Source organism: Bradyrhizobium sp. Kon56 (genome assembly GCF_055807635.1).
This window is the reverse complement of the sequence record NZ_JBVVOU010000005.1, coordinates 365519-389759: the sequence shown is the minus strand read 5'-3', so window position 1 is coordinate 389759 and position 24241 is coordinate 365519. Positions and strand designations below refer to the sequence as shown.

General features: G+C 63.2%; 25 protein-coding genes and 1 pseudogene. 11 read left to right on the top strand and 15 right to left on the bottom strand.

Annotated features, from left to right (window positions below; translation table 11 throughout):
• A partial coding sequence (locus AC0L3B_RS11615) for a GlsB/YeaQ/YmgE family stress response membrane protein (protein WP_473380408.1) occupies nt 1–149 on the bottom strand: 149 nt, incomplete at its 3' end.
• 24 nt (nt 150–173) lie between these two features.
• A complete protein-coding gene (locus AC0L3B_RS11610; RefSeq protein WP_026233798.1) occupies nt 174–632 on the bottom strand; it encodes a YidB family protein in 459 nt (152 codons plus the stop codon).
• 172 nt (nt 633–804) lie between these two features.
• Between AC0L3B_RS11610 and AC0L3B_RS11605 the strand changes: the two genes are divergently transcribed.
• From AC0L3B_RS11605 to dusA, 3 genes and pseudogenes are all read left to right on the top strand, one after another.
• Nucleotides 805–945: a hypothetical protein gene (locus AC0L3B_RS11605; RefSeq protein WP_317244491.1), complete on the top strand. Its 141-nt coding sequence runs from the start codon at nt 805–807 to the stop codon at nt 943–945.
• A 59-nt stretch (nt 946–1004) separates the two neighbouring features.
• Nucleotides 1005–1094: pseudogene (locus tag AC0L3B_RS11600) on the top strand (DUF3606 domain-containing protein); the annotation flags it as partial.
• Nucleotides 1095–1293: 199 nt separating this feature from the next.
• A complete protein-coding gene (dusA, locus tag AC0L3B_RS11595; RefSeq protein WP_085352720.1) occupies nt 1294–2289 on the top strand; it encodes a tRNA dihydrouridine(20/20a) synthase DusA in 996 nt (331 codons plus the stop codon).
• Between the two features lie 33 nt (nt 2290–2322).
• On the opposite strand, the gene AC0L3B_RS11590 is transcribed toward dusA, so the two are convergent.
• The 5 genes from AC0L3B_RS11590 to AC0L3B_RS11570 all read right to left on the bottom strand — a co-directional run bounded on the left by AC0L3B_RS11590 (nt 2323) and on the right by AC0L3B_RS11570 (nt 7059).
• Nucleotides 2323–2877, bottom strand: coding sequence for a TIGR02281 family clan AA aspartic protease (locus AC0L3B_RS11590; protein WP_018459395.1), 555 nt, complete (start codon nt 2875–2877; stop codon nt 2323–2325).
• A gap of 28 nt (nt 2878–2905) precedes the next feature.
• Nucleotides 2906–3109 (bottom strand): DUF1289 domain-containing protein, encoded by a 204-nt coding sequence (locus AC0L3B_RS11585; protein ID WP_018459394.1) that lies wholly within the window; start codon nt 3107–3109, stop codon nt 2906–2908.
• A 44-nt stretch (nt 3110–3153) separates the two neighbouring features.
• Entirely contained in the window at nt 3154–4749 is a 1596-nt protein-coding gene (locus tag AC0L3B_RS11580) for a sensor histidine kinase (protein WP_085352721.1), read from the bottom strand.
• 137 nt (nt 4750–4886) lie between these two features.
• The gene (gene nhaD, locus AC0L3B_RS11575) at nt 4887–6164 is read right to left on the bottom strand and encodes a sodium:proton antiporter NhaD (protein WP_018459392.1); all 1278 of its coding nucleotides are present in this window, start codon (nt 6162–6164) and stop codon (nt 4887–4889) included.
• A gap of 22 nt (nt 6165–6186) precedes the next feature.
• Complete coding sequence (locus tag AC0L3B_RS11570) at nt 6187–7059, bottom strand: NAD(P)-dependent oxidoreductase (protein ID WP_026233796.1); 873 nt, start codon at nt 7057–7059, stop codon at nt 6187–6189.
• A gap of 182 nt (nt 7060–7241) precedes the next feature.
• On the opposite strand from AC0L3B_RS11570, the gene AC0L3B_RS11565 reads away from it, so the two are divergent.
• From AC0L3B_RS11565 to AC0L3B_RS11550, 4 genes are all read left to right on the top strand, one after another.
• Nucleotides 7242–7679: a VOC family protein gene (locus AC0L3B_RS11565; protein ID WP_018459390.1), complete on the top strand. Its 438-nt coding sequence runs from the start codon at nt 7242–7244 to the stop codon at nt 7677–7679.
• A gap of 53 nt (nt 7680–7732) precedes the next feature.
• The gene (locus tag AC0L3B_RS11560; protein ID WP_018459389.1) at nt 7733–8875 is read left to right on the top strand and encodes an Mrp/NBP35 family ATP-binding protein; all 1143 of its coding nucleotides are present in this window, start codon (nt 7733–7735) and stop codon (nt 8873–8875) included.
• A gap of 218 nt (nt 8876–9093) precedes the next feature.
• Nucleotides 9094–10185, top strand: a complete 1092-nt coding sequence (locus AC0L3B_RS11555; RefSeq protein WP_018459388.1) for a TRAP transporter substrate-binding protein — start codon at nt 9094–9096, stop codon at nt 10183–10185.
• Between the two features lie 303 nt (nt 10186–10488).
• Entirely contained in the window at nt 10489–10935 is a 447-nt protein-coding gene (locus tag AC0L3B_RS11550; protein WP_438286320.1) for a YunG family protein, read from the top strand.
• 57 nt (nt 10936–10992) lie between these two features.
• Here AC0L3B_RS11550 and AC0L3B_RS11545 read toward each other — a convergent pair whose 3' ends face one another.
• Nucleotides 10993–11994, bottom strand: a complete 1002-nt coding sequence (locus AC0L3B_RS11545) for a sensor histidine kinase (RefSeq protein ID WP_085385591.1) — start codon at nt 11992–11994, stop codon at nt 10993–10995.
• A gap of 206 nt (nt 11995–12200) precedes the next feature.
• Nucleotides 12201–13247, bottom strand: a complete 1047-nt coding sequence (locus AC0L3B_RS11540) for an alpha/beta fold hydrolase (protein ID WP_473380406.1) — start codon at nt 13245–13247, stop codon at nt 12201–12203.
• Nucleotides 13248–13552: 305 nt separating this feature from the next.
• On the opposite strand from AC0L3B_RS11540, the gene AC0L3B_RS11535 reads away from it, so the two are divergent.
• Nucleotides 13553–14227: a response regulator transcription factor gene (locus AC0L3B_RS11535; RefSeq protein ID WP_027569404.1), complete on the top strand. Its 675-nt coding sequence runs from the start codon at nt 13553–13555 to the stop codon at nt 14225–14227.
• A gap of 1 nt (nt 14228) precedes the next feature.
• A complete protein-coding gene (locus tag AC0L3B_RS11530) occupies nt 14229–15638 on the top strand; it encodes a sensor histidine kinase (protein ID WP_317244487.1) in 1410 nt (469 codons plus the stop codon).
• A 69-nt stretch (nt 15639–15707) separates the two neighbouring features.
• Here AC0L3B_RS11530 and AC0L3B_RS11525 read toward each other — a convergent pair whose 3' ends face one another.
• Nucleotides 15708–17009: a M20/M25/M40 family metallo-hydrolase gene (locus tag AC0L3B_RS11525; RefSeq protein WP_247821534.1), complete on the bottom strand. Its 1302-nt coding sequence runs from the start codon at nt 17007–17009 to the stop codon at nt 15708–15710.
• A gap of 280 nt (nt 17010–17289) precedes the next feature.
• Between AC0L3B_RS11525 and AC0L3B_RS11520 the strand changes: the two genes are divergently transcribed.
• Entirely contained in the window at nt 17290–18378 is a 1089-nt protein-coding gene (locus AC0L3B_RS11520) for a TRAP transporter substrate-binding protein (protein WP_085395849.1), read from the top strand.
• A gap of 78 nt (nt 18379–18456) precedes the next feature.
• On the opposite strand, the gene AC0L3B_RS11515 is transcribed toward AC0L3B_RS11520, so the two are convergent.
• The 5 genes from AC0L3B_RS11515 to AC0L3B_RS11495 form a co-directional block, all read right to left on the bottom strand.
• Complete coding sequence (locus tag AC0L3B_RS11515) at nt 18457–20112, bottom strand: TRAP transporter large permease (protein WP_085352727.1); 1656 nt, start codon at nt 20110–20112, stop codon at nt 18457–18459.
• Nucleotides 20113–20139: 27 nt separating this feature from the next.
• Nucleotides 20140–20721 (bottom strand): TRAP transporter small permease subunit, encoded by a 582-nt coding sequence (locus AC0L3B_RS11510; protein ID WP_018459380.1) that lies wholly within the window; start codon nt 20719–20721, stop codon nt 20140–20142.
• A 170-nt stretch (nt 20722–20891) separates the two neighbouring features.
• Complete coding sequence (gene moaA / locus AC0L3B_RS11505; protein WP_085352728.1) at nt 20892–21917, bottom strand: GTP 3',8-cyclase MoaA; 1026 nt, start codon at nt 21915–21917, stop codon at nt 20892–20894.
• A gap of 107 nt (nt 21918–22024) precedes the next feature.
• Nucleotides 22025–22522, bottom strand: coding sequence for a hypothetical protein (locus tag AC0L3B_RS11500; RefSeq protein WP_473356795.1), 498 nt, complete (start codon nt 22520–22522; stop codon nt 22025–22027).
• Between the two features lie 139 nt (nt 22523–22661).
• The gene (locus AC0L3B_RS11495) at nt 22662–23351 is read right to left on the bottom strand and encodes an HAD-IA family hydrolase (RefSeq protein WP_085395850.1); all 690 of its coding nucleotides are present in this window, start codon (nt 23349–23351) and stop codon (nt 22662–22664) included.
• A 174-nt stretch (nt 23352–23525) separates the two neighbouring features.
• On the opposite strand from AC0L3B_RS11495, the gene rpiA reads away from it, so the two are divergent.
• On the top strand, nt 23526–24239 hold the full coding sequence (gene rpiA, locus AC0L3B_RS11490) for a ribose-5-phosphate isomerase RpiA (protein ID WP_473380405.1): 714 nt from the start codon (nt 23526–23528) through the stop codon (nt 24237–24239).
• Nucleotides 24240–24241 lie beyond the last annotated feature (2 nt).

The following is a 24241-nucleotide window of genomic DNA, read 5'->3' as shown; positions in this document are numbered from 1 at the left end:
GATTGGCCAAGATAGGTCGCAACGAACGCGCCCACTATTCCCAGGATGGTGGTCAGGATGAAACCCGAGGGCTCGTTGTCGCCGGGCATGATGAACTTCGCGATGACGCCTGCGACGAAACCGATGATGATCGTCCAGATGATGCTCATGTCTCTCCCTCGATCGCTGTGGTGTTATCCCGCCGATGAAGCCGGAAGACGTCCATCAGGCGTGTATTTGTCCACGGCAGTCGGAAGCTCTCGGGACAAACGGTCGAGAATCTCCTGCTGTGACAAGCCGGTCTGCTGCTCCAGTTTTTGAAGGACGTCCGGACCGATAGCCTGCTGGAGTTCGGGCGGAGTGACTTCGCGGTTCGGCCCCTGATTGATCCAGGATTGAGCCACATCGCCTTGCCCGTTCTGCCTGAAGTGCTCGAGCAATTCGCCGATCCCGCCGTTCAGCAGCGAACCCACGCCTCCGGTGCCCGCTAGGCCGCCAAGGCTGCCGAGCATGCCGCTCAGGGAATCCTTGGCACCCGCCGGCTGGCCGGAGGTCGCATTGCGAAACATGTCCGCCAGCTTGTCCCGATTTTGATACCCCGCGATTGCGAGCATACCCAAGAGGGCGGTCATCGATGGCATTCCGCGGCTCATTTTCGGCTCCTGAGTTCAACGATCGGCAACCAACCTACGCTGGGCTGAGAAGTTCCAAGTTTTCCCGAGCCGTGGGTTTTGGAAAGGAGGATCTAGAGAAGCATCTGCAAGAAAACGGGAGCGGGCTCCGGGCGAAAGTCCGGAGCAAACCAGCTCGCGCGACGTGCGCCAAATGGCCGCTTTGCTCATGCGGCGCGACCAAGCCTTCGTGCAGGCGGTCGAGGAACTGAAAATGGAAAAGCCCACCAAGTTGGAGCCGCGATGCTGCGTCGCTCGCGTTCGTTCGGCCTCGCGCTCGCAACAGCTTCTTTGAAGGAACTCGCGATTCCTTGAAGCGTCGCACCGCGATGAGTTTCGCGGACGGAGGAGCAGATGGCAGCGAAGAAGAAGACCGCACGGGGACGCAAACAAGATCGCGCCCGCGTGGCTAACGGCCAGGACTACGAAGTGCGATACGATTCCTCCTGACTTGAACGCGCCAGCTGCCCGACTAGAGCTTCTTAAAGGTCGGCACCGCGTGTGCGCTCCACCCGGATTTCATGTGCGCTAGTGTGCACCGGGAGATCAAACGCGGTACAAACGTGTGCAATTTTGGCTAGTTTGGAGTGCACACGTGTGCACTTGTTCCTGCTCTAGTCCATTGTAAGGATAGGATAACTACTTGGAATATCAAGAATATCGCTTTTCCGTGGCGCCCATGATGGATTGGACCGACCGGCATTGCCGGGTGTTCCACCGTCACCTGACGAGGCGGGCGCTGCTCTATACGGAGATGCTGACCACTGGCGCCATCATTCATGGTGACCGGAAGCGGCTGCTTGGGTTCGACCTAGTCGAGCACCCGGTCGCGCTTCAGCTCGGCGGGTCGGACCCACGCGAGCTGGCGCTGGCGGCGCGGATCGGCGAGGAGTTCGGTTATGACGAAATCAACCTCAACGTCGGCTGCCCCTCCGACCGCGTGAAGGACGGCCGTTTCGGCGCTTGCCTGATGGCAGAGCCTGATCTCGTGGCGAGGTGCGTCGAGGCGATGAAGGGTGAGGTGGCCGTGCCCGTGACCGTGAAGTGCCGCATCGGGATCGACGACCAGGATCCCGAAGTCGCGCTCGACAACCTTGCGCACGCAGTCGTTGACTCCGGCTGCGATGCGCTGATCGTACATGCCCGGAAAGCATGGCTCAGCGGTTTGTCACCAAAGGAGAATCGCGACATCCCGCCGCTCGACTATGATCGCGTCTATCGCCTCAAGCGCGCGATGCCGGATGTGCCTGTCATCATCAACGGCGGCATCCCCGGTGTCGACGAGGCAAGGGCACATCTCGATCACGTTGACGGCGCGATGCTTGGACGAGCCGCCTATCAGGAGCCGTGGCGGCTGCTCTCGGTCGATACCGACATTTTCGGCGAGGCGGCGCCGCATGCCTCGATGCAGGATGCGCTCGAAGGGATGGTGCCCTACATCGAACAGCAGCTCGCGCGCGGCACGAGGCTGCACTCTATGGCGAGGCATTTCGTCGGCGCATTCCACGCCGTCCCCGGCGCGCGCGCCTTCCGCCGGCATCTTGCCGAGCAGGGGGTGAAGCCGGGCGCTGGCCTCGAGGTGCTACGCGAAGCGATTGCGCGTGTCGGTGCGCGCGCACCGGCGGAGGCGGCGGCCTAGCCGTAATCGCATGACGAGCCGGATTGCAAGAGTCTAGTCGACTGCCAGGCGCGAGCGGCGGCGACTGGTCTGGAGCTCCGGATAACCCGTGAGCATCAGCCTGTCGGCGCGCACGCCCCAGCTCTCCAGGCGATCGAGGAAGCTCATCCCGAGCAGGTTGGTCTTCATCTGCCCGCGCTGTACGACGAGGGCTGGCACCGATTTCTCGACGAGGTGACCGACGGAGAGGCGGTCGATCGTGAGGCGGGCCGCCTTGGTATGACCGCCCGCGGTTTCGAGATCGACGTCGTATTCGAGCATCTCGAGCGGCAGCCCGATCGCCTTCGCGGTTTCCCAGGTCAGCACCACCGAGGTCGCGCCGGTGTCAATGACCATCGGTGCGGCCACGCCGTTGATCTTCGCGCGCAGCGCGAATTCGCCGCCCTGGCCGCGCGGAATCTGCACGGCGGGCGCGGGCGCTGCGGTCTGCGTGCGAAAGATATGCGAGACCTTGCTGCTTGCGCGCGCGATCTGGTCGGAATCGCCATAGGCGACGACGGCACCGGCCGTGCAGGCGAGCATGATGAAGACGAGCAGAAAGCGGATCATTGCGCATCTCCAGATGCGCGCCGACCGGTCAGGTGTGTTTCGGCGATCCCGCGATGGGCGGAAGTCCAGCCTGATTCATGCGCGCCGGCAACAGCGCCATGAGGGCGAGCCGCTCCGCGCTCTCCATGGCGTGCCAGCGCGCGATCTCCGGCAATGTGCGTCCGCAGCCGAAGCACAGCCTGGTCTTGGGGTCGATCATGCAGACCGCCACGCACGGCGTTTCTTTGCTCATTGGGGCATAGTGGCGGATGGTCGGGCATGTCTGCAAGCATCTCGTTACGAGCCCGTACCCGCGCTCATGATCGGCTTGCGGCGGGGCCGGCGCTTCTCGTCCGCCACCGCGGAACTCTCGGGTTGGAGCGGCGGAGAATCATCCGACATCGGCGCCAGCGCGCTCATCACGCGCTCGGGCGGGAAGGTGACGATCACTTCGGTGCCGATGCGCAGCTTCGATTTCAGCGTGAACGTACCGCCATGCAGGTCGACCAGATTCTTGGCGATCGGCAGGCCGAGACCGGCGCCCTGTTCGGCCGACTTGATCGAATTGGAGCCTTGGCCGAACGAGGCGAGCACGACCGGGATCTCGTCCTCGGGAATCCCGGAGCCGGTGTCCTTCACCGAGAGATATTGTCCGCCTGAGGCCGTCCAGCCGGCCTTGAGCCAGATCTCGCCGCCCTGCGGAGTGAACTTGATCGAGTTGGAGAGCAGATTGAGCACGACCTGGCGGATCGCGCGCTCGTCGGCCCACAGCCGCGGCATTGCCTGCTCGAACACCTCGTGGATGGTGATGCCACGGCTCGAGGCGCGCAGCTTCATCAAATGATGGCAGTCGGCGACGATGCCGACCAGCGAGACCGCTTCCTCGTTGAGCTCGTAGCGGCCAGCCTCGATCCGCGACAGATCGAGGATCTCGTTGATGAGGTTGAGCAGGTGGACGCCGGAATTGTGGATGTCGGCCGAGTACTCCTTGTAGACCGGCACGGCATGCGCGCCGAAAATCTCGCTCTTCATCACTTCCGAGAAGCCGAGGATTGCATTGAGCGGCGTCCGCAGTTCGTGGCTCATCTGCGCCAGAAAGCGCGACTTGGCCACATTGGCGGATTCGGCGCGGTGGCGCGCTTCGTCCGAGATCGCCTTGGCTTGTTCGAGCTCGCCGATCAGCGCGTCCTTCTCGGCCCGCGCCTCGAGCGTGGCGAAGGTCGAAGAGTGCAGGCGGTGAGCCAACAACACGAAATAGCCTTCGGCGGCGACGGCGAGCGCGGCCAGAATGTAATTATCCAGCGAGCCGGTCATCACGAAGCTCAGCGCCATCGCGACCGCGACCGGTGCGGTGGCGGCGAGGGCGGCGATCGGCAGATTGGCGGCCAGCATGCTTGATACTGCGATCACCAGCAGCATCAGGAACATCATCAGCGTTTCCGTGATCATGTCGAGCACGGGATGGATCAGGATCGCCATCCAGCAAAGGCCATAGAGCAGGTCGAGCACGACGAAACGCGTCTGCCATGCGCGCGTTGCCGCGGGCGAGGCGGGCTCGGCCAGGAAGCGGTGGCAGCTGCGGATCATTGCGGCATGAATGCAAAGCATGCCGGCGGTCCAGGCCGCGGCCGGGATCGGCTGCATCCACAGCCCAAACAGCACGCCTGTCGCGACCACAAGCAGCATCACGACATAGGAGGCCGACAGCCGCGTCTGGGCGTACTGGCGCAGCATTTCGGCATCGAAAGCCGGCCGGGTTCCACTGGTCGACGTTAACTTATCGCGCGCCTCGCGCACCCGCTGTGCCGCAGCCCGGCGATTGCTCGCCGACGGCACGCTCACCGGCTCGGCCGGAAGCTGCACAACCTCGGGCTTTTCAGCGGGTTTACTCATCGCACAACAACAATTCCTGCCCGCGCGGGACGGGCCTTCTGCATTCTCTATCTCTGGCAAGAAATCCTTAAGAGGTGACTTAAGGAGCTAAAGAATTACGTTAACCCGGCGTTAATTTTGGATCCGGCGTGAGCCGCTCAATGCAGCGCCGCGTGCTGCGCGATGTACACCACGGCGCCCGCCAGATAGCCGGCGAGCGCGGGAACGGCGATGCGGCGGGCGTACCAGAGGAACTCGATGCGCTCGAGCCCCATGGCGGCGACGCCTGCGGCCGAGCCGATGATCAGGATCGAGCCGCCGGTTCCGGCGCAATAGGCGATGAACTCCCAGATGAAGCTGTCGGGTGGATAATGCGCGAGGTCGTACATGCCCATCGTCGCGGCGACCAGCGGCACGTTGTCGATGACAGCACTGAGCAGGCCGAGCACGATCACGATGATGTCCTGTCGGCCGATCGCGGTGTCCAGCCATTTGGCCACCATGGAGAGCAGGCCGGCATGTTCGAGGCAGGCGACCGCGAGCAAGATGCCGAGGAAGAATACGATCGAGCCCATGTCGATCCGCGTCAGCGCATTCGCAAGCGTGAGGGGACCGCGGACATGCTCATCCTTTTTGCGATGAACGATCTCGCCGACCAACCACACGATGCCAAGCCCGAGCAGGACGCCCATGAAGGGCGGCAGGTGCGTGACCGTCTTGAAGGCGGGCACCGCGATCAGTACGCCGAGTCCGAGATAGAACATCACGTTCCGCTCGAACGGATCGACGCCCTGCAATCCGTCCTCTTTCGGCGGTGGTGCGATGGTCTTGCCCTTGAGTGAAAAGCTGATGAATGCGAGCGGCACCAGCAGGTTGAGCAAGGAGGGCAGGAACACCGCGCTCATGATTTTCAGGGGCGAAATCTGTCCGCCGATCCACAGCATGGTCGTGGTGACGTCGCCGATCACGGTCCATGCGCCGCCGGCATTTGCGGCGATGACGATGAGGGAGGCGAACAGCAAGCGGTCGTCGCGCTTGGCGATCAGCCGCTGGATCAGCGAGACCATGACGATGGTGGTGGTCAGATTGTCGAGGATTGCACTGAGGAAGAAGGTAACGAAGCCAATCAGCCATATCAGACGGACCTGGCTGGTCGTGCTGATGCGGGAGGTGATGACCTCGAAACCGTCATGGGCGTCGATGACCTCGACGATGGTCATCGCGCCAACCAGGAAGAACACGATCTGCGCGGTGGCAGCGACGGACTCGTCAAGCTGACGGCCGACCAGCGTGTGGTCGCCGGTCGCGAGCGCGTAGATTGTCCAGAGCACGCCCGCGCCGAGTAGCGCAGACGCGCTCTTGTTCACCCCGATAGGATGCTCGAGCGCGATCGCCGCATAGGCGAGGATGAAGATTGCGGCGAGTGCGGTCAGCAAGGCAGGATCACTTCGTGAGGTGTCAGCGATTCAGGCGCGCGAGCAGGCTCGATGTATCCCAGCGCTTGCCGCCCATCTTCTCGACCTCGGCGTAGAACTGGTCGACGAGCGCGGTCACCGGCAGATTGGCGCCATTGCGACGGGCTTCGGCCAGCGAGATCGAGAGATCCTTGCGCATCCATTCGACCGCGAAGCCGAAATCGTATTTGTCCTCGTTCATGGTCTTGTAGCGGTTCTCCATCTGCCAGGACTGCGCGGCGCCCTTGGAGATGGTTTCGATCACGGCGGCGACGTCAAGGCCACTTTTCTTGGCGAAGTGAATACCCTCGGAGAGGCCCTGGACGAGGCCGGCGATGCAGATCTGGTTGACCATTTTGGTCAGCTGGCCGGAGCCGGCGGGCCCCAGCAATTTGCACATCCGCGCATAGGCGCCTGTGATGATCGGCTCGGCGCCGGCATAGGCGTCCTGCGCGCCGCCGCACATCACCGTCAGCACGCCGTTCTCGGCGCCGGCCTGGCCGCCGGACACGGGTGCGTCGATGAACTTGAAGCCGGCCTTGGTCGCGGCCGCATCGAGCTCACGCGCGACCTCGGCGGAAGCGGTGGTGTGGTCGACGAAGGTTGCACCCTTCTTCATGCCGGCAAACGCGCCGTCGGCACCGATCGTGACCGCGCGCAGATCGTTATCGTTGCCGACGCAGCACATCACGAAATCCTGGCCCTCGGCCGCGGCCTTCGGGGTCGCCGCGGTCTTGCCGCCGAACTTGTCCGCCCACTCCTTCGCCTTGGCCGCGGTGCGGTTATAGACGGTGACCTCATGGCCCCCTTTTTTCACGAGGTGTCCGGCCATGGGGAAGCCCATCACGCCGAGACCGAGGAAAGCGACTTTAGCCATCTGTAGTACCTTGTCCGTAGTTTGGGTTTTACGGTTCTTGCCGGGCGAGGGCCGTCCGGTTCCGCCATTGCGGCAGATCGGGCGCACCATAAACCCTTGAGGCCGGAGGGCAACGGGTTCGTTTGGCCCCCGCCTGTGTTAGGATGGTGGACCTAAGGACTTCAAAAAAAGGGAGCGAAGGCATGGGCGGCGTAAGCGTGGGCGTGCTCGATCATTTCAATGTCCGGACCCGGAATCTGGCCGAAACCGTCCGCTTCTACGAGGACGTGCTGGGCCTGGAAAAAGGCGCCCGGCCGAATTTCGCCTTCCCCGGCGCCTGGATGTACAGCGAGGGAAAGCCGGTGGTGCACCTCGTCGATATTTCTCCGACTGCCGAGCCACAAAAGCCGGATTCCGGCGTTGTCCACCACGTCGCCTTCGCCAGCCGCGGGTTTGACGGCATGAAGCAGCGGCTGGCCTCAAAGGGGATGAAGTTCGACTCCCGCCAAGTGCCCGGCGGTGAGCTCTGGCAGATCTTCGTCCACGACCCCAACGGGGTCATGATCGAGCTCAACTACGAGGCGGCCCTGGAGCAGGGGGCCGCGCCCGCCGAGATGGCTGACGATATCGGCAGGCAGTAGCCTTTTGGGCGTTTCCGCTCTAATGGGGCATCTTGAATTCTAGGAGATGCGCTTTGAGCGTGACGCAGCAACAGGTTCTCGACAGCCTCGCCAGGATCAAGTCGCCCCGCGGGGTCGCGCTCACCAATGCCAATGTGCTGAGCGCGATCAGCGCGGCCGACGGCAAGGTGTTCTTCTCGATCAATGTCGATGCCGCCGAAGCGCGAGCCTGGGAATCCGTCCGGGCCGAGGCCGAGGCCGCGGTGCGCGCCATTCCCGGCGTCACCACCGTCATGGTGGCGCTGACCGCCGAGCGGAAGGCCGGCGCGGCGCCGCCACCGCCGCCAACTCCCAGCCGCGGCACGCCGGGCGTGCAGCCCGTCCACGCCCACAAGCCGCCGCCGCAGGGCGGCGCCCAATCGCCGATGGCGCGGCAGTCCGAGATTCCGGGCGTCGCGGCCGTGATCGCGGTCGCCTCGGGCAAGGGCGGTGTCGGCAAATCCACCACCGCGCTCAACCTGGCACTCGGTCTGCGCGATCTCGGCCTCAAGGTCGGGCTGCTCGATGCCGACATCTACGGCCCATCGGTGCCGCGGCTGACGGGCCTGCACGAGAAGCCGGAGCTGAACGACGAGCGCAAGATGATTCCGCTCAGGCGCTTTGGCCTGGCCATCATGTCGATCGGCTTCCTGGTGGAGGAAGAGACCGCGATGATCTGGCGCGGGCCGATGGTGATGTCGGCAGTGACGCAGATGCTGCGCGACGTCGTATGGGGCCAGCTCGATGTGCTCGTCGTCGACATGCCGCCAGGCACCGGCGATGCCCAGCTCACGCTGGCGCAGAACGTCCCTTTGAAGGGCGCCGTGATCGTCTCGACCCCGCAGGACCTGTCGCTGATCGACGCAAGGCGGGGGCTTGCGATGTTCAAGAAGGTCAACGTGCCCGTGCTCGGCATCGTCGAGAACATGAGCTATTTCCAGTGCCCGCAATGCGGCACGAAATCCGACATTTTCGGCCATGGCGGCGCGCGCCACGAGGCCGAGAAGCTCGGGGTACCATTCCTGGGCGAGATCCCCCTGCACATGGCGATTCGCGCCACCTCGGATGCGGGCACGCCCGTAGTGGACAGCGAGCCGGATGGTCCCCATGCGGCGATCTACCGCGCCATTGCGGGACAGGTGCGGGACCAGCTCAAGGGCGTCATCGCCGCGGCCTAAGCGGATCCAAGCCGATCCCTTGAAACCAATACCTTGGGGACATGCGACTTTCGTAGAGCCCTGTCATGCCAATGTCGCGTTTCGAAAGCAGGGCTTCCGTGTTAAAGGCCCACGGCAGTCAAGCCCCTTCGGTTCGACGCGGCCCAAGAACGCGTCGCCGGAATGAGCGGCAGCAAAGAGGAAGTTAGGGGAAACGCCCCAACAAGGAGAGACTGAAGATGAAGCGTCGTGATTTCCTGAAAGTGTCGGCAGCCGGCGCGGCGGCGACCGCCGCGGTGGCCTCGCCGGCGATCGCGCAGTCCTCGCCCGAGATCAAGTGGCGCCTGACGTCGAGCTTCCCGAAGTCGCTCGACACCATCTATGGCGGTGCCGAGCAGATGGCGAAGTACGTCGCCGAGATGACCGACAACAAGTTTCAGATTCAGGTCTTCCAGGCGGGTGAAATCGTCCCGGGCCTGCAGGCGCTGGATGCGACCCAGAAGGGCACCGTCGAGATGTGCCACACGGTGTCGTATTATTACGTCGGCAAAGACCCGACCTTCGCGATTTTCGCGTCGGTGCCTTTCGGGCTGAATGCACGCCAGCAGAATTCCTGGCTGTACCAAGGCGGCGGGAACGAGCTCGCCAACGAGTTCTTCAAGAAGACGAACGTGGTGGGCTTCCCCTGCGGCAACACCGGCACCCAGATGGGCGGCTGGTTCCGCAAGGAGATCAAGACCGTTGCCGACCTGTCGGGCCTGAAGATGCGCATCGGCGGCATTGCCGGCCAGGTGCTTCAGAAGGTCGGCGTGGTGCCGCAGCAGCTCGCCGGCGGCGACATCTATCCGTCGCTCGAGAAGGGCACCATCGACGCGGCCGAATGGGTCGGTCCCTACGATGACGAGAAGCTCGGCTTCGCCAAGGTCGCTAAGTACTACTACTACCCGGGCTTCTGGGAAGGCGGTCCGACCGTTCACGCCTTCGCCAACATCGACAAGTGGAACGAGCTGCCGAAGAACTATCAGGCGATCCTCACCAACGCGACCGTCAACACCAACACCTGGATGGCCGCGCGCTACGACATGGTGAACCCCGGCGCGCTGAAGCGTCTGGTCGCCGGCGGAACGCAGCTTCGCCCGTTCACCAATGAGGTTCTGGAAGCCTGCCTCAAGGCGACCAACGAATTGTGGGGCGAGATCTCGGCCAAGAATCCCGACTTCAAGAAGTCGATCGACGCCATGCAGGCCTACCGCTCCGACGAATATCTGTGGTGGCAGGTCGCCGAATACACCTACGACAGCTTCATGATCCGCTCGCGCACCCGCGGCTGATCTTCGAGCAAGTCGCAAGACGACACGCCCGGTCTCGTTCGCGAGGCCGGGCTTTTCTTTGGGGCGACGCGATCGGAATAGGCGAGCGGATATCGGCGAGCGGCGGTGTCGCCGGGGGACGGGCGGGGCCTCCAACAAAAAATCTGAAAAACAACCCCATGCACAGTAGACGAGGGGTGAGAGGACAAGGCGTTGCGAGTGTAGCCAACAGCTTGATGCGATGGGCTAATTGGCAGGCACGCCCGAGCATCGCGCGGTCGAGGGCAACTTCGTATTTTTGGGCGTCAAAGCGGGCAGGCGCGCGTGCTTCAGCGAGATCGTTTGACTCGTCGGGCAAAACAGTGGCATAAAGGCATTATCGCAAAATCCGAAATGAGCGCCTCGGCGGCTGGCCTGGGGTTGATGATGAGCTTCGATCCCGATGAGGTTCAAAGCGCGCTGCGCAAGGCCTGGTCGTTGGCAACCGCCAGTCAATGGACGGCGAGCAATCCGGCGGCGGGGCAATGCAACGTCACCTCGCTGCTGATCCACGAGCTCTTCGGCGGCGAGTTGCTGAGGACGCCGCTGCCGGCCGGCGACCATTTTTACAATCGCATCGGTGGTCGGCGGTACGACTTTACGGCCAGCCAGTTCGATCAGCCGATTGCTTACAGGGATTTACCTGCAAGCCGTGCCGATGTGGAATTGGGAGCGACAAGCGATGAACTGGCCGAACTCAGAGAGGCTTTTCAGGAGCGTCGTACGAAGTAAAGCCAAGGGCCAATCGCAGACGGGTGACAGGAGTGGGCGCGGGAAATCAGCTCAACATCAATTCGCAAGACGGTCTTTGCTCATGCGCAGGATGACCACCACACCCTCTTCCGACCAGTCAAAAGTTATAGTCCCGCCAAGCTGGGCGGCCATACTTCGGTGCACCAACTGGCTTCCAAAGCCTTCGAGCTTTGTTGGAGCGACAACGGGGGGACCACCCCGCTCCGTCCACTTGACCACGACCTCGTCCTCGTGAGCGTTGCACGATACGTCCAGGGTGCCACTTGAAAGGGACAGCGCACCGTATTTCGCAGAGTTGGTTGCCAGTTCATGCATCACCAAGGCGAGTGCTGTGCTGGAAGCCTCTCCCACGTTCATCTTGGGGACCGAGACACGAATACGAACGCTGGCTCCTTCCTCATCGTACGGCGCAAGCAGAACAGAGATGAGGTCTCCGAGAAGCGTCCCTTCTCTATTTCGTCCCGGTACCGGGCGCACAAGGTCCTGAGCACGTCCAAGAGCCATCAGGCGACTGGTCAGCTCCTGGGCCATATCCTCTTTTGATGCTGCCGAGCGTGAGCTCATTTGCGTCAGCGCCGTTGCGACGGTGAGAAGGTTTTTCAGCCGGTGGCTCATCTCGCCCGCCAGGAGCTCGTTGGCTTCCTCGGCTTGCTTGCGTTGGGTGACGTCCAGGAAAATACCGAACATCGTTCGATCCGCGATGTCGGCATCGTCGCCCTGGCCCCGCGCGGAAATCCAACGGATATCGCTGCCGGTCAGAATACGAAAATCTATCTCGTAAGAGCCTACGACTGCGCGAGTAGCGGCAAATGCCGATCTCACCCTCTCAAGATCGGCGGGGTGGATGTTCTTGGACAGAATCTCGAACGTAATTTTCTGCTCGCCCTTGGGCACCTCCCAAAGGTCGTACGCGGGTTCATCCATGGTGATGGCGTCGGTATCAACGTTCCAGGACCATAGAGCGACACCGGCGGCGCGAGTGGCAGCCCGGAGGTGCTTTTCGTGCCACAAGGGCATCGTCACCTGGCTAGGAACCATTGTGCTTCGTTTTCCCGCTTTATCTGACCAATCGGCACCTCGGCCAACGGGCGATCGACAGATACCATACCCGGTCGAAAAGGTCTCCGTTCGACCGAGAGGGCGGGTTGAAGTGTGGTCCCGCGCCCGAGTTGGCTCAGAAGCGATCCTCCGCAAACGAGCCGTGAGGTTCGCCGACGGCGATCAGCGGCGTTGTTCGTGAGCGATTACGCGTTGCTTCGCGAAACGCCTGGGCCTTCCCGTCCATGGGTCAACACGGCCTCGGCAGCAGCTTCGTCGATGGCCGCCATCACATCAGCGGTTGCGGAATGATGAATCATGTGTCCCGCTCCGTCGATCCGGTGCAATTTGCTCTGCTTGACCTCGCCATGCAGCCTGACCGACTGCTTGATATCGATCAGACGATCGTTCTGGCCCGCGATAATGATCGTCGGCATCTTGAGTTCTGCATAAGTCTTCGAACCTGAGAATGCGGCGGAGATCAACATCGTCGCTTCGGCCGCTGTGGCCCGCATCTGTGATGGGCGCAACGCCATTTCTTTCGGAAAGCCGGCGAACTTGTTCGGGACCGGCCGGGGGCCAAACAGCTTGCGCAACATCGCGGGCCACATCATCCGACCGGCTAGCGGCGAAATCGTGGAGCTGATGACGTCCCCGACCACCGGTAGGGCGGACAGCACCGACGCCGCGCTGTCCGCGCGGGGAGTCGGGAAATAATAGCCCGAGGCCAATACGAGAGCCTGCACGAACGAAGGATGTCTTGTCGCCAGCGCAACCGCAACCGACGCTCCCCATGAATGGCCAAGGACAATCGCTTGAGAGACGCCCAACTGATCGAGGGCCTTCTTGAACAGGTCCGCCTGGGCATCCGGAGTCCAGACGACGTGCCTTGGCCGCGAGCTATGCCCAAAACCGGGACGATCGAACACTATGACCCTGTAGCTCTCGGCTGCGAGATCGATCAATCCACTCGAGACGAAATCCTGGACCATGCTGCCATTGCCGTGAAACAAGACTAGCGGCTTGCCTCTGCCGCGTTCCAAATAGTGCAGGCGAACCCCCTCGACGTCGATGAACCGACCCTGCGGAGGATTATCGCGTTGCGCTTTGTTCGCGAGCCGCCGGTTTATGATTGCGGTAGCCGCAACGAGGGTACCTGCGGCAGCAAACGCGGCGGCGCCTGGATGTCGCGTGATGGCGCCCAAGCAATCGGATAGAAGGGAGCTGGAACGTGTTCGTCGTGCAAGGCGCATGTGCATTACCTTAGGTGGTCTGCACGACGCCCCATCAAATGAGAAATGTTGCAGCTGAGTTGAACGGTTCGCGGGGGTGTTCGTTCCTCGGCAGGGCCGACGGCGGCGGGGCCCAAGGAGGTAAATTTCCGGGCCATCCGCGACTCATCCGCTCGTGCCCGGACTGGCTTACAGGAACCTGACGGAAGGGAGCGGCCGGCCCGCCGGGTGCTTTTTCGCTGGCCGAGATGCCCCGGATGATGGAAGACAGCGAAGATGCGGCGGAAGCCGTGCGGTGACACCGGAACATCCCGCGGGAAAATGCGATGCGCCTTCTGATCGTCGAGGACAATGCCGAGCTGTCGCGGCTCGTTGCCGGCGGGCTGTCGGCGGCCGGTTATGAGAGCGACATCGTCGGCAGCGTCGCTGAAGCGCGCGAGGCGGTCAGCAGCGTCAGCTATGCCGCGATGATCCTGGACCTCGGACTGCCCGACGGCGATGGCCTGTCGGTGCTGCGTGAGCTTCGCCGGCAGATGGAGCCGTTGCCGGTGCTGGTGCTGACCGCGCGCGGCGGCTTGCAAGATCGTGTCAGCGGCCTGCGCAGCGGCGCCGACGACTATCTCGCAAAACCGTTCGCGATGGAGGAGCTGGTGGCGCGACTGGAGGCGATCCTGCGCCGTCCGGGCCAGTTGCTTGGCCGCTCGCTGCGCCTCGCCAACCTCGTCTATGACACCGAGAGCCGCCAGATCTTCGTCGACGACCAGCCGCGCATCATCTCCGCGCGCGAGACCTCGGTGCTCGAGATCCTGCTGCGCCGGCAGGGGCGGGTGGTACCGAAGAAGAACGTCGAGGACCACATCTTCGGCCTCGATGGCGAGGTCGCCTCTAACGCGGTCGAGGTCTACGTCTCGCGGCTGCGCAAGCAGCTCGCCGAGCATGGCGCCAAGGTCGTGATCCACACCATCCGTGGCGTCGGCTATCTCATGGCCGAGGAGAAATAGCGTGGCCCGGATCGGATCTCACGCCGGATTCCGCGCCGGGATCCATGGGAGGTCGCCGACGTTCAAATCGCTGATCTGGCGCATCGTGTTCCTGCACATCGTGGCGGTCGCGGTGGTCGCGATCTTCCTGCCGCTGGTGCTGTTCTGGCTGCTCAATTCAGAGATCGACCAGCTGCATCGCGATGCCATGCGCGCGCAGGCCGAGGTGTTGGCCGAGCGCATCGTCGCCCAGCCCGACGGGCTGCTGACGTTCAACCTGCCGGACAGTCTCAAGGGCCTTTATTCAGAAGCCTATGGCCGCTACCAGTACGACATTCGCGATGCCGGGGGGAATCTGCTGTTTTCGTCGCGGCGCAAGACCGGCACTGCGGCGGCCGCGCCACCGCCGCTCTCCGAAACGATTTCCGGGGCCGGAGTCACCCGCACCATCGACGGCAAGGTGATACGCATTCGCGTCGCGGAGGACCTCGCGCACCGCGACGTCATCATCGACGACATCGTATCGAACTTCTTCCGGCGGGTCGGATGGATCACCATTCCGATCCTGCTGGTCCTGCTCGGCATCGACATCATCATCTTTCGCCGCGCTGTTGCGCCGCTATGGAAGGCCTCCGAGGAGGCGAGCAATATCGGCCCGGCGCGCACGGACATCCGCCTGCCGACGGAGCAGATTCCGCGCGAGATCATGCCGCTCGTCACCGCCGTCAACCAGGCGCTCGACCGCCTCGAGGACGGCTTTCGGGTGCAGCGGCAGTTCACCGCCGACGCCGCGCATCAATTGCGCACGCCGCTCGCGATCCTGCGCACGCGGATCGAGACGCTCGGCGATGGCGCCGCACGGCATGCGCTGCATGCGGACATCGAGGGCATGAGCCGCATCGTCGCGCAGCTACTGGAGATCGCCGAGCTCGACACGCTGGTGCTCGATCCCGGCGAGACCGCGGATTTGCGCGCGGTCTGCGCCGAGGTGGTCGGTTCGATCGCGCCGCTCGCGATCGCACAGCACAAGGATATCGCGCTGAGGGGCACCGAGGCGCCGGTGCTGATCCACGGCAATTCGGTGATGCTCCAGCGCGCGATCTTCAATCTCGCCGAAAACGCCATCAAGTTCACGGCAATGGACACGTCGGTCGATGTCGATGTGAGCGAGGATGGCGCGGTGCGCGTGCGCGATTGCGGGCCGGGAATCGCGGAAGCCGAGCGCGAATTGATCTTCCACCGCTTCTGGCGCGCCGACCGCCAGCGCAGCGACGGCGCCGGCCTCGGGCTGTCGATCGTGCGCGCCGTGGCGGATGATCACGCGGCGACGGTTGCGGTGGAGAATCTTCCGGGCGGCGGCGCGCAGTTCACGCTGCGGTTCAGGCTGGCAGAGAAGTCAGGCGACGTTGATTTGAACGCGGCGCTGCGCTGACGCGCCACTTTCTCCCACATCCGCCTTTGCCAAGGCTTCGGCGGACGTGAGGAGAGAAGGAAGATCGGGCTATTTCAGCTTGCCGGTGGACAGATCCATGATCATGCGTGTGGTCAGATAAAGCCGCGGCACGATGCTGTTGAGCTGCACATATTCGGCATCGTTGGAATGCGCGCCGAACCCCGACAGGCCCATGCCTTCCACCACGGCTCCGCTGGTCTTGAGTGCGGCAAACGCCGCATCCGTGCCGCCGCCGGTCGCCTTCTCGTCGACCTTGAGGGGCAGTCCGATCTCCCCATAGATCGTCTTGCCGTGGGCCGCGACTCGACGTGAGGCGTCGTTGGCTTCCAGCGGCGGACGGCGCACCTCGAATTTCAGCTCGACCTTGGACTCGGGCAGCAGGTGATTCTTGATCTTCTCCTGCAGTGTCTTCTCGAGCTCGTCGAAATCGGTGACCTTAAGTGCACGTGCGTCGGCCTGGGCCGTGGCCTCCGCGGGGATCACGTTGCGGTTGGTGCCGGCCTTGGAGACCGTCCAGTTCAGTTTCAGGCCCTGCTCTGGTTTGGACAGGTCCTTCATCTGCAGGAGCTGGTGGGAGAGCTCGTACAGCGCGTTGACGCCGCCCTCGGGCCGTGAGCCTGCATGTGACGACTTGCCCTGCACCGTGAGATAGGCCGAGCCGATGCCGCTGGTGGCCAGCCGCAGCGTGCCGTCGGTACCGCCGCCTTCAAAGGAGAACACCACATCCTGATCCGCAGCGAACCTGGTGATGGTGCTGCGCCAGCCCGGTGAGGAGATCTCCTCGTCGCCATTGGTGAGCACCGTGAGCGTGCCGTAGTCCCGGAAGCTCAGCTTCTGCAGCAACGCCACGGTATGAAGAATGAGCGCGACGCCCTGCTTGTCGTCGGCAATGCCGAGGCCGTAGGCCTTGTCGCCGTCGATGCGGAACGGTTGATCCTTCAGCATGCCCTTCAGGTACACGGTGTCCATGTGGGCGATCAGCATGATCTTCTTGCTGCCGGTGCCCTTGAATACGGCGTGTACGGCCGGGCCGATCTTCTCGGGTGTGTCGTCGAGGCGATAGACGTCGGTAGGTTCGAGGATCTCCACCGTGCCGCCCAGCTGCTTGAGCTGGCCGGCAACGCGCTCGGCGATCTGGTTAAGGCCTTCGACATCCTTGCTGCCGGATTCGATGCTGACGAGATCGCGCAGCGTGTCGAGCAGCGGCTGCTGCTCCTTTTGCGCCAACGCATGGACGTCGGCCATGACATTCGCGCTCAGCTCAGCATGCGCCGGCATTGCCGCACATCCCAGCCAGAGCGACGCGATCAACGAACCAACGAGCGATGGAGCAGGGTAGGATCGCGACATGCGTGGCGGCCTTAGGTTGGGGGAATGGCGCGGTATGCCCGTGTTTCCGGCGCTTGTCACGTGCCCGGCGCGCCCGTCATGCCCGGCCGAGGCGGGCGTGATGGGAACGGCCAGGGCCGCGGGCCGTCTAAGCCTAAAGTCGTAGGACCGGATGGCGCGGGAGCTGGGCATTTTCGTCCCTCACATCGTGAGGGATGGAAATCGGACGACACATGTTCCATGCTGGCCTCCAAGCCTCGGCAAGAAGGCCCACCGTCACAATCCATCAGGGTAGGAAATCATGAAAAGACGAGATTTCATCAAGGTCACCGGGCTTGGTGCGGCGGGTGTCGCCACGCTCGCCGCTCCAGCGATCGCGCAGACGACGCCCGAGATCAAATGGCGCATGCCGACGAGCTGGCCAAAATCGCTCGACACGCTCTATGGCGGCGCCGAGATGATGGCCAAGATGGTCGCGGAAGCGACCGACAACAAATTCCAGATTCAGACATTTGCCGGCGGCGAGATCGTGCCGGGCCTTCAGGTGCTCGATGCCGTGCAGAACGGCACCTGCGAAATCGGCCACACCGCGTCTTATTATTATTTCGGCAAGGACCCGACCTTCACCTTCGGCTCGGCCGTGCCGTTCGGACCGAACATGCGCATCAACCAGGCCTGGTACATGCTGGGCGGCGGCAGGGAGATTCTCAACGAGTTCTACAAGAAGTACAACGTCGTCTCGCTGCTTGCTGGCAACACCGGCTGTCAGATGGGTGGCTGGTTCCGCAAGGAGGTCAAGACGCCCCAGGACTTCAGCGGGTTGAAATTCCGCATCGGCGGCTTCGCCGGAAAAGTGATGGCCAAACTCGGCGCGGTGCCGCAGCAGATCGCCGGTGGCGACATCTATCCGGCGCTGGAGAAGGGCACCATCGACGCAGCGGAATGGGTCGGGCCCTATGACGACGAGAAGCTCGGCTTCGTGAAAGTCGCGCCGCATTATTACTTCCCGGGCTGGTGGGAAGGCGGGCCGATGCTGCTCGCCTTCGTCAACCAGGACAAGTGGAATGCTCTGCCGAAGCACTATCAGAGCATCCTCGAGCAGGCGGGGCACTACGCCAACAACTGGATGATGGCGAAGTACGACCAGGCCAATCCACCGGCGTTGCGGCGCCTGCTCGCGGCCGGCGCCAAGCTGCATCCGTTCTCGCCCGAGGTCATGCAAGCCTGCTTCAAGGCGGCAAAGGAGCTGCACACCGAAGTCTCGGCTACCAACGCGGACTTCAAGAAGGTCTACGAATCGCTGACCGCGTTCTCGAACAACGGATATCAGTGGTTCCAGGTCGCCGAAGTCGGCTATGACAACTTCATGGCGCGCAACTCGCAGAGCTGATCGCAGAGCGCACGATCGGCCCAAACGAAAAAACCCGGAGCTTTCGCTCCGGGTTCTTTTTTGCAGGCGGGCCGGGCGCTATTGCTTCGGCTGGCCGAAGTCGAGCGGCGGCAGATCGATCTGGGGAATATCGATCTTGATGCTGTTGGGATCGACGGTGGACTGCACGCCCTTGTAGTGCATCACCATCGACGGGAACATGATCACGAGCAGCACCATGATCATCTGGATGACGACGAACGGCACCGCACCCCAATAGATCTGTCCCGTCGTGACCGGCTCCATGCGTTTGCCGGTGACGCGATCGGTATAACGTTCCTTCGGCGCGACCGAGCGCAAATAGAACAGCGCAAATCCGAACGGCGGATGCATGAACGACGTCTGCATGTTGACGCCCAGGATGACGCCGAACCAGATCAGGTCGATGCCGAGATGCTCGGCAGCCGGCCCGAGCAGCGGGATCACGATGAAGGCAAGCTCGAAGAAGTCGAGGAAGAACGCCAGCACGAAGACGAAGGCGTTGACGAAGATCAGGAAGCCGATCTGGCCGCCGGGCAGGGATGTCAGCAGGTGCTCGACCCAGACATGGCCGCTGACGCCGTAGAAGGTGAGCGAGAACACGCGTGCCCCGACCAGGATGAAGACGACGAACGCGGACAGCTTCGCCGTCGATTCGGTGGCCTGTCGGATCAGGTCCCAGGTCAGCCGCCGCTTCGCGGCTCCGAGAATGAGGGCGCCGGCTGCACCCATCGCACCGCCTTCGGTGGGCGTCGCGACGCCGATGAAGATCGTGCCCAGCACCAGGAAGATCAGGAATAGCGGGGGCACCATGACGAAGGTGGTCTGTTGCGCCATCTTCGAGAGGAAGCGGTAGCCCGTCAGCTTGTCGAGGACCCAGTTCGCGATGGCGACGAAGAACGCGAAGAGAATGCCGAAGAACATGCTGAGCACGACGAAGTCGGCGCCGTGTGTCTCCGAATTCCGCATCATGAACCAGCCGAAGACGCAGCTCGCCAGGAACAGCACGCCGAGCGACTTGAGGCCGCGGTCGCCGCTCTCCTCGCGGAATCCGATCGCCTCCTTGGGAAGACCCGGCGCCGCCTTCGGGAAAATCATGGTCACGAGGAACGCGTAACCTGCATAGAGGCCGGCGAGCACCAGGCCCGGAATGAATGCGCCCTCGTACATGTCGCCGACCGACTTGCCGAGCTGGTCGGCCATCACGATCAGGACGAGTGAGGGCGGAATGATCTGCGCCAGCGTGCCGGAGGCCGCGATGATGCCGGTCGCCACGCGGCGGTCGTAGCCGTAGCGCAGCATGATCGGCAGCGAGATCAGGCCCATCGAGATCACCGAGGCCGCCACGACGCCGGTGGTCGCCGCAAGCAGCGCGCCGACGAACACCACCGCGTAGGCGAGGCCGCCGCGGATGGTGCCGAACAACTGGCCGATGGTGTCGAGCAGATCCTCCGCCATGCCGGAGCGCTCGAGCACCAATCCCATGAAGGTGAAGAAGGGAATGGCGAGCAGCGTGTCGTTGTTCATCACGCCGTAGACGCGCTCCGGCAGGGCCTGGAGAAAGTCCGGGTGGAATTGGCCGAGCTGAACGCCGATGATGGCGAAGAACAGGCCGACGGCGCCGAGCGAAAATGCTGCCGGGTAGCCGAGCAGCAGCACGATCACGAGCGTCGCGAACATGATGGGCGCCAGATTGGCGATAATAAACGCGGTCATGACTTCCCCCTAAACCGTCGCCAACGGCTACTTCTTTTCGATCGCTTCGACGAGGTGCTCGACCTCGGCCTCCAGTGCGGACACCTGCGACTCGTGTGGGTCCGGGATCATGCCGCGCATGATCGCGATTCGCTTGATCAGCTCGGATATGCCTTGAACGAGCAGGAGGGCGAAGCCGATCATGATCAGCGCTTTTGCCGGCCATTGTGGCAGGCCGCCCGCATTGCCGGATTGCTCGTTGATCTGGAGCGAGCGCAGGAAGAACGGTATTCCGGTCACGATCATGACAACGGTCAGCGGGATCAGGAAGAAGATGTGCCCGATGATGTCGATGATGTTGCGAGCCCGTTTCGGCATCATGCTATTGAAGATGTCGATCCGGATGTGCTCGTTGTCGAGCAGCGTCCAGGACGCGCACAGCAGGAACACGATGCTGAAAAGCACCCATTGCAGCTCGAGCCACGAGTTGGAGGACGTGTCCAATGTCTTTCGGATGATCGCATTCAGCGCCGAGATGACGACGGCGAGCAGGATCAGCCAAGCCAGACGTTTGCCCGTCCAACGTGTGAACGCGTCAATTCCATTGCTCAGCTTCAGGAGCGCTTGCAAGATTGGTCCTCCCCGATTTGCCCCGGCCGTCTTGGCTGCGCCGAGTGGGCGCGTTGGCTTGTCTCGCCGCGCAGGCATGAGGCTGCCGCACCAAACCAGCGAGCGTGCCGCCAGTCAATCGGAAGTTTGTTGATAGTTAAGGGGAATAAGCCGCGGCCGGCCAGCCGATGTTAGCCGCCGGTGACGCTCATGTGCCTGGAGACGCTGGGGCGGTCGTGGCGGCGGTCGATAATGAAATCGTGGCCCTTGGGCTTCAGCCCAATGGCGCGGTCGATCGCATCCGCAAGCAGCGAATCGTCGTCCGATGCACGCAGAGGTTTGCGCAAATCGGAGGCATCCTCGTGGCCGAGGCAGGTGTGCAACGTTCCCGTGCAAGTGACGCGCACGCGATTGCAGGATTCGCAGAAATTATGGGTCATCGGGGTGATGAAGCCGAGCTTGCCGCCGGTCTCGGCGACGCTGACATAGCGCGCCGGCCCCCCGGTGCTCTCGGCCAGATCGGTCAGCGTGAACTGCTGGGCAAGGCGCGCGCGCACCAGCGACAGCGGCAGATATTGGTCGATTCGTCCCGATCCGATCTCGCCCATCGGCATGACCTCGATCAGCGTCAGCCCCATGCCCTTGCCGTGGGCCCAGCGCATCAGGTCGGGAAGTTCATCCTCGTTGAGGTTCTTCAGCGCCACGGCGTTGATCTTGACCGCGAGGCCCGCGGCGCGTGCCGCCTCAACGCCTTCCAGCACCTTGTCGATCTCGCCCCAGCGGGTGATCTCGCGAAACTTTTGCGGGTCGAGCGTGTCGAGCGAGACGTTGATGCGGCGGACGCCGCAATCGGCGAGCTCGCTGGCATGTTTCGCAAGCTGGGTGCCGTTGGTGGTCAGCGTCAGCTCGCTCAGCGCGCCGCTCTTGAGATGCCGCGACAGCGAGCGCACCAGCGTCATCACGTTACGGCGGACCAGCGGTTCGCCGCCGGTGAGCCGCAGCTTCTTCACACCCTTGGCAATGAAGGCCGAGCAGAGCCGATCGAGTTCCTCCAGCGTCAGCAGGTCCGCCTTGGGCAGGAACGTCATGTCTTCCGACATGCAGTAGAAGCAGCGCAGGTCGCAGCGGTCGGTGACGGAGACGCGCAAATACGAGATGGTCCGTCCGAACGGATCGGTCATCGTGCTCGACAGGGGGCTCGCGGAAAGTCCGTTCATACCAAATGCCTTGTCACTTGCGGCAACGCGAGCAGTTTTGCTTCAGCGGTGTCCTGGAAGCAATCTAAGCATCGAATGCGTCAGAGACAAATGGGGGATGACGGAGGTCAGCGCTTGCCCGCGTTCGGATCGGGGAAAGGCGAGCCCGCAGCCGGTGCGGCAGCAGCCGGGGCGACCGCGGCCGCCGCCGGTTTCGGTTTCTTCGGGCGGTGCGGCTTGCGGACCGGTCTTGGCGGAACGGCCGGCTGGAGCTCCGCGAAAACCGGGTTGGGGTCGGTGGTGATCGAGGCGGGGGTCGTGAAGTCACCGGGATTCCTGATGACGTTCACCGGCACGCTTACTGGCTGGTATTTCGGCAGCGCGAAAGCGACCGTGAAGGGGGCGTCGGGGGCGGGAACCGACACGGAGCAGGGGGTCTTGCAGCCCTGTCCGAGCGAGGTCGTGGCGTCAGCGCCCGGGGGATTGGATTCGAGCCGGACCTGGTCGATCGGCGGGGCCGACTTGAACATGTCCCAGGAAGTCGAAGACATTGAGGAGCAGCCGGCAAGACTTGTCGCCCCGATGACGCTTACTCCAGCTAACGCAAACGAGATGACACGACGCATGGACCATCCACTTTTGCTGCGACGAACCGCCACACTCCACGCGAACTTAGGAGCGTCGCTTCCAGCGAGCAACCGGCGGGCCGCGCATAGTTAGTAGATGGTTAATGCGGGATTCTGCGGAATAATCAAACTATTTCAGCTACTTGAGAGTTTCCTGCGCAGTCATCAGGCTGCTGGCGGCGGCCGGCAGGTCGCGCATGTGATGGATCAGCCGGTCCGGCTTCAGCTCGGCGATCGGCACGTCCGTATAGCCGAAGCTGACCCCGATCACGGGAACTCCGGCGCGCCGGGCCACGCCGACATCGGGTCCGGCATCGCCGACCATGATGCTCGCTTTGACCTCGCCGCCGGCCCGCGCCACCGTTTCCCGGAAAATGGTCGGATCGGGCTTCTGGACGCCAAAAGTGTCAGCGCCGCAGATCGCGGCGAAGCGCCGGCTCAGGTCGAGCTGATCCAGCAGGCGCTTCGACAACCATTCCAGCTTGTTGGTGCAGACCGCGAGACGATGGCCTTGGACCGCAAATTGGTCGAGCGCGGCCTCCAGCCCCTCGAACGGCCTGGATTCGACGGCGATATTGTCGGCGTAATAGGCGATGAAATCGGCCGTCATCCGGTCCATGTCGGCAACCGTGACGCTGCGGCCCTCGGCCTCCAGCCCCCGCTCGATCAGCTTGCGGGCGCCGGCGCCGATCATGTTGCGGGCCGAGGCCATCGGCACGGGCGGCAGCCCTTCGCGGTCGAGCACGTAATTGAGCGCGGTGATCAGGTCGGGCGCCGTATCCACAAGCGTGCCGTCGAGATCGAAGACGATGGTGTGGGAGGGGGTCATGGTCCAGCGCTACCGGCCCGGCCCCGCCCGCGCAAGGGCCGAAGCCATAAGATCACCTTATAAGGTGGGTCCGGAGGCCGGTTCCCCAGACCCTGTTCTCCGAGGGAAAACGAGGCTACACAGGCCGCCGCGAGCCTATGAGGCAGCACACTCGTAATTCAGGGACGGCGCAACGTGAACATGGACCAGTTGAAGCGGCAGGCAGCGGCGCGCGCCCTCGAGGACGTCCGAGACGGCATGCAGCTCGGGCTTGGGACCGGCTCGACTGCAAAACATTTCGTCGAGCTGCTCGGCGCGCGGGTCCGCGCCGGACTGAAAGTGATCGGCGTGCCGACCTCCGAGGCGACGCGTCTCGATGCAATCCGCTGCGGCGTGCCGCTGACCACGCTGGATGAGATCGATCATCTCGACATCACCGTCGACGGCGCCGACGAGATCGATCCCGAACTCAATCTGATCAAGGGCGGCGGCGGTGCGCTGTTGCGCGAGAAGATCGTCGCGGCCGCCTCGGATCGCATGATCGTGATTGCCGACGACACCAAATGGGTCCCGACACTCGGCCGCTTTCCGCTGCCGGTCGAGGTCATCCCGTTCGGGCTCGGCGCAACGCGACGCGCGATCGAGAAGGCGTTTGCGGAATGCGGCGTTTCCGGGCAGATGGCGGTCCGCAACGGCAAGGACGGCCACGTTTTCGTCACCGATGGCGGCCACTGGATCCTCGATGCCCAGCTCGAAAAGATTGAGGATCCCGCCCGCCTCGCCACGGCGTTGAGCGCGATCCCCGGCGTCGTCGAGCATGGTTTGTTCATCGGCTTGGCCAGCTCGGCTGTCTTGGCGGGTGGCGAGGGAATTCGCGTGATTGAACGGCGAAAGCCGAAAGGAGACTAGGA

Coding starts and splice junctions, on each gene's coding strand:
- AC0L3B_RS11610 (WP_026233798.1), bottom strand. CDS start 632: ATGAGCCGCGGAATGCCATCGATGACCGCCCTCTTGGGTATGCTCGCA.
- AC0L3B_RS11605 (WP_317244491.1), top strand. CDS start 805: ATGGCCGCTTTGCTCATGCGGCGCGACCAAGCCTTCGTGCAGGCGGTC.
- AC0L3B_RS11495 (WP_085395850.1), bottom strand. CDS start 23,351: ATGACCCCCTCCCACACCATCGTCTTCGATCTCGACGGCACGCTTGTG.
- AC0L3B_RS11580 (WP_085352721.1), bottom strand. CDS start 4,749: ATGAGTAAACCCGCTGAAAAGCCCGAGGTTGTGCAGCTTCCGGCCGAG.
- AC0L3B_RS11515 (WP_085352727.1), bottom strand. CDS start 20,112: ATGACCGCGTTTATTATCGCCAATCTGGCGCCCATCATGTTCGCGACG.
- AC0L3B_RS11520 (WP_085395849.1), top strand. CDS start 17,290: ATGAAAAGACGAGATTTCATCAAGGTCACCGGGCTTGGTGCGGCGGGT.
- AC0L3B_RS11540 (WP_473380406.1), bottom strand. CDS start 13,247: ATGCGCCTTGCACGACGAACACGTTCCAGCTCCCTTCTATCCGATTGC.
- AC0L3B_RS11570 (WP_026233796.1), bottom strand. CDS start 7,059: ATGGCTAAAGTCGCTTTCCTCGGTCTCGGCGTGATGGGCTTCCCCATG.
- AC0L3B_RS11585 (WP_018459394.1), bottom strand. CDS start 3,109: ATGAGCAAAGAAACGCCGTGCGTGGCGGTCTGCATGATCGACCCCAAG.
- AC0L3B_RS11500 (WP_473356795.1), bottom strand. CDS start 22,522: ATGCGTCGTGTCATCTCGTTTGCGTTAGCTGGAGTAAGCGTCATCGGG.
- AC0L3B_RS11565 (WP_018459390.1), top strand. CDS start 7,242: ATGGGCGGCGTAAGCGTGGGCGTGCTCGATCATTTCAATGTCCGGACC.
- AC0L3B_RS11590 (WP_018459395.1), bottom strand. CDS start 2,877: ATGATCCGCTTTCTGCTCGTCTTCATCATGCTCGCCTGCACGGCCGGT.
- AC0L3B_RS11525 (WP_247821534.1), bottom strand. CDS start 17,009: ATGTCGCGATCCTACCCTGCTCCATCGCTCGTTGGTTCGTTGATCGCG.
- AC0L3B_RS11535 (WP_027569404.1), top strand. CDS start 13,553: ATGCGCCTTCTGATCGTCGAGGACAATGCCGAGCTGTCGCGGCTCGTT.
- AC0L3B_RS11545 (WP_085385591.1), bottom strand. CDS start 11,994: ATGGTTCCTAGCCAGGTGACGATGCCCTTGTGGCACGAAAAGCACCTC.
- AC0L3B_RS11555 (WP_018459388.1), top strand. CDS start 9,094: ATGAAGCGTCGTGATTTCCTGAAAGTGTCGGCAGCCGGCGCGGCGGCG.
- moaA (WP_085352728.1), bottom strand. CDS start 21,917: ATGAACGGACTTTCCGCGAGCCCCCTGTCGAGCACGATGACCGATCCG.